The organism is Anaerobiospirillum succiniciproducens DSM 6400, from assembly GCF_000482845.1.
Taxonomy (GTDB): domain Bacteria; phylum Pseudomonadota; class Gammaproteobacteria; order Enterobacterales; family Succinivibrionaceae; genus Anaerobiospirillum; species Anaerobiospirillum succiniciproducens.
On record NZ_KI519511.1, the window covers coordinates 15,328 to 19,359 of the forward strand.

At 44.5% G+C, this 4,032-nt stretch carries 1 protein-coding gene; it reads right to left on the bottom strand.

All coding sequences use genetic code 11. The annotated features are described in order from the left end of the window. Nucleotides 1–3,947, bottom strand: a 3,947-nt coding sequence (locus H524_RS15865; protein WP_044122427.1) for a beta strand repeat-containing protein, incomplete at its 3' end; no start/stop codon positions are given. Between the last annotated feature and the right edge of the window lie 85 nt (nt 3,948–4,032).

A 4,032-nucleotide genomic window follows, 5' to 3' on the forward strand; every position in this document is an offset into this window, starting at 1 on the left:
GCATCACCAGAACCGATGTTGAATACAGCACCAAAACGCATGTTGCCGTTTACAGTATCAGTACCGAATGCTACGCCAGAGAGGTCAACGTCAGCACCGTAGGAAGCACCCTCAGCATTGAAGCCGTCGGAGTCAACGGACTTGTACATTGGGGTTAACCATACACCGCCGTTAGCCTGTGAACCGGTAGCGGAGATAGAGGCAGCCTCAACACCAACAGCACCAACACGACCAAACATTGCATCAGCCATGGTGGTTACTGCAGCAACAGCAGCCTGCTGAGCACCAGCATAGGTTGCAGCATGAGCAGCAGCGTCAACAGCCTTGTAGTTACCAGCAGCAATCAGGTCAGACAATAAGCCATAACCAGTTGAACCCTTGGTCAGCTTGCCGCTTACCTTATCGATAATGAGATCACCGATTGGCTTAGAAACACCGTCGTAAGCTAATGCTTTCTTTTCGTCATTTATAGTTAAAGCGAAAGTGGAGATATTGCCATCGTCAATGGTGGCATGAAGTAAGCCACCAGCAGCCTCAACATTGATTTTGCCGGTTACTGCTGCAGAAGAAGAACCACCGCCTTGACTTGCTAACATAAGATTGGTGTCTGATGCATCGAAGTCACCTAGTAAGATAACCTTAGAGCCTGAATTTGCATCACCAGCCAGAGTGCCAGTAGCGGCCTTGAACTGGATGGCTGCCTGATCCTTGTTTGCACCAAAAGCCTTGTCAGTCAGAATCAGCGCAGAGCCATTAGCAATCTTTACTTCATTAGTACCAGCAGAAGCCTTCTTTGGGTCAACTTGCTCATAATCAACGAGAATGCCGTATGTATCTGCGATCTTAAGAGGCTTGTTGAGAACAAGAGCGTTCTTAACAGAGCTCTTCTTGTCAAAGCCACCATTTACAGTTAAGTAGTCAGCCATGACCTCGCTGAACTCGGTCTTAGTAAAGCCAAGACCAAGAGCTGAGTTCTGACCAATAACAATCTTGCCCTTGAGCTCATCAACATTTGGACCAGTAGTAATGTCGTTGGCGTAATCTTGAGCAACTAATAAAGATGCTGCTTGGCCATATGCAGGATCTAAGAATAAGCTAGCACCCTCCTTAAGAACTAAGGTATCAGTATAGATTTGAGCAGAAGAGCCTACATTAGTCTCGTCAGTGCCTGCCTCACCAATTGCAAGCTTATGATCTTCAGCTAAAACTAACTTTGAAACCTCAACATTTGCGCCACCATTGATGTGATTACCATCAGTACCTGCGGCACCATCAATTGTTAAGGTATTGGCCTTCAGAGACTTACCAGAAACAGTCAGAGTATTGGTGGTGATATCACCGTTTACGTCTACACTAGTGCCTGGCAGCATGTTGAAGTTATCAGCAAATACGCTACCTGATTTAACATCTAAGGATGAGTTCTTGTTAAGAACAACAGAGCCTAAACGGTTAGTGTTATCACCTAAGTTAGAACCTGAGACAACTGTAACAGCGCCAGCCTTTGTGTTCTGCTCATCAGACATGCCGATAACAACCTTGCCCTTTGAAGTGGCATTTGCAGTTGTCACTGAACCAATGTTACCAGTGCCGATTAAGCTTAATGAATTCTTAGCATCAGCGAAAGAAACATCACCAGTAACATCCTTGCCCTCAGCATTCTGCATGGTTACAAAGTTGCCAGTTGTAGCATTTGCGCTATTAAGAATTAAGCTACCACCTGCCTTTACTTCGACAGCTTTAGCTGCCTTAATCTTAATATCGCCTAATGAATAGCCGCCAGAGACGGACTCATTTTTTGAAAGAACAAGGGTCTTTTCTACAAAGTCATTGGTCTGAAGACCTACAACAATATCCTTAAGCTCAATTTCGCCCTTACCAGCTGTAACACCGGTATCGACGTCCATCTTAAAGATGCCTTTGAAGCCAGTTGCAGTGTAGAAAGTCTCGAACTCTTTCCTGCTTAACTTCTCACCGCCCTTGACCTCGATGATAGAGCTGCCATCACCTGAGATGGAGTTTGCAGCAAAATCAGTATGAATAGTCTTGCCGTTGAGAACTTCATCAGCATCAACAATCAGCGTTGCACCATTGCTCATCTGAACAGTCTTTGCAGCTGCACCCTTGAGAACCAGCTTGCCATCAGCGCCCTCAGTGCTTACCAAGCCGCCCTTGACAACTAATGCGCCTTCAGTAGTGGCTTTTAATGCGCCATTTACCTTAAGCTGTGCATCTTTCTCAACAGTTGCTGCACCGTTTGTGATGGTCAGTGCAGGGAGAGTCCAAGTGCCTTTATCAACGTTTAAGTTTGCTTCTGCCTTACCTGAGCCAACAGTAACACTCTTAGCTACAATGCTGCCGCTAGCAGTGGTGCCGTCTAAGACAAGAGCGTTGCCACTATCAAGAATTAAACCCTTGCCCTCAGGAACCTTTAAAGACTCGGAAACAGTGATAGAGCCGCTCTTTAAAGTTACATTATCAGTGTTGCCCTTACCTACGGTAAAGTTCTTGAAAGAAAGGTTTACGCCATCCTGACCAGTAATAACATCATTGCCCTTGTACTCAGCGTTATTGCCCTGAATAGTGAGGGTTCCATTAGTGCCCTGTTTCTTAAACTTTGCGTTTACAATACCGTTAGCTGCGCCAATGATAGTAGCATCGCCAAGATTTAAGGCAGCATCGCCGCTATCAGTAAGCTGAATGATAGCTTTTGCGTCATTGGTAGTTGAAACTTCATCGCCAGTTAAGAGCTTGTCCTTAAGAGCTTTTGAACTTACGGATAAAGTGCCAGTGCCAATATGAACCTTAGTATTACCAGAGTTTGCAGTGTTTTTGAAAGTAGCATTGTCATCGATAGAGCCACCCTTTGCAAAGACTAAGGTACCGCTATTAGTTACAGTAGAGCCAGACTTAATATTTGTAACGTTGCCAAAAGTTAAAGACTTTTGATCAGCATTATCGATAGTGCCGCCAGAAAGCTCAATAGTACCTGTTGTATTAATAGCTAGGGAACCTGAGTTTGTCAGCTTTGCCTTGTCAGATAAAGTAAATGATGAAGCTGTAATAACACCATGCTTACCATCATCTACCTTTACTTCACCGCCGGTAATTTTAATATTTGAGCTTGAATTGCCCAGCTCTGATTTATTGTCATTATCTTTGCCGCTCAAAGTAACTGTACCGCCAGATACATTGATAGCAGAATTGATAACCTTTGATTTGTCGCCAAGCTTTAATGCGCCGTCAGTTACAGTCAGACTTGCACCAGAAAGCTGAGCCTCAACTCCTAAACCAACAGTGCCGCCCTTCTTAACTTCAATAGACTTAGTACCAGTTATAACTGCAGCCTTCTTTGCATTAAGTTCAGCAGGGCCATCGCCACCAATAGTAATTTTATTAGCAGTCAGCGAGGATGCTACTTGAGCGCCGCCATCTTTGCCAACCTGCAGCGTGCCTTTTTTAACGCTTACCTCTTTGAGAGTAAGAGCTACTGACTTATCTGAACCGCCTACAGCAACTTTAGTATCTGCAACAGCGTCTGCCGATCCCTCAATCTTTAACGTAGTATTTACAAGGTTAATTACACCAAGTTTGTTGTCAGTTTTGCCCTCAAATGATGATGAGGACTGATCTGCATCTTTACCGCCAGTTACAGTTAAGACGTTTTCTTGAGTATTGGTGAAGCCATTTTCACCCTCATCACCAGTGATAGTGAACTTCTTGTATTCTTTCTTATCAGTATCTGCGGTAGCTGCACCAGTGATGGTTACATTCAATGCAGCGTCATCTTTGAAAACTTGATTATCAAGGGTCTGATCTGTAGCAGCCTGGGCCTGACCTGCAGCTAAGGCAGCTGCAGCCATAGCAGTTACCATGGCGATATTAGCGTGCTTGAAGATAGCGCGGTATTGGGCCATTAAGAACTTAATGGCGTTATTGGTTTGCTTCATTCTATGTAAGCTTTTTGATTTGATTTGTTTGCGATTTGGAGGTTAGACTGCATTTCCTTGAGCGGAAGACATCATGTGCTTTGTT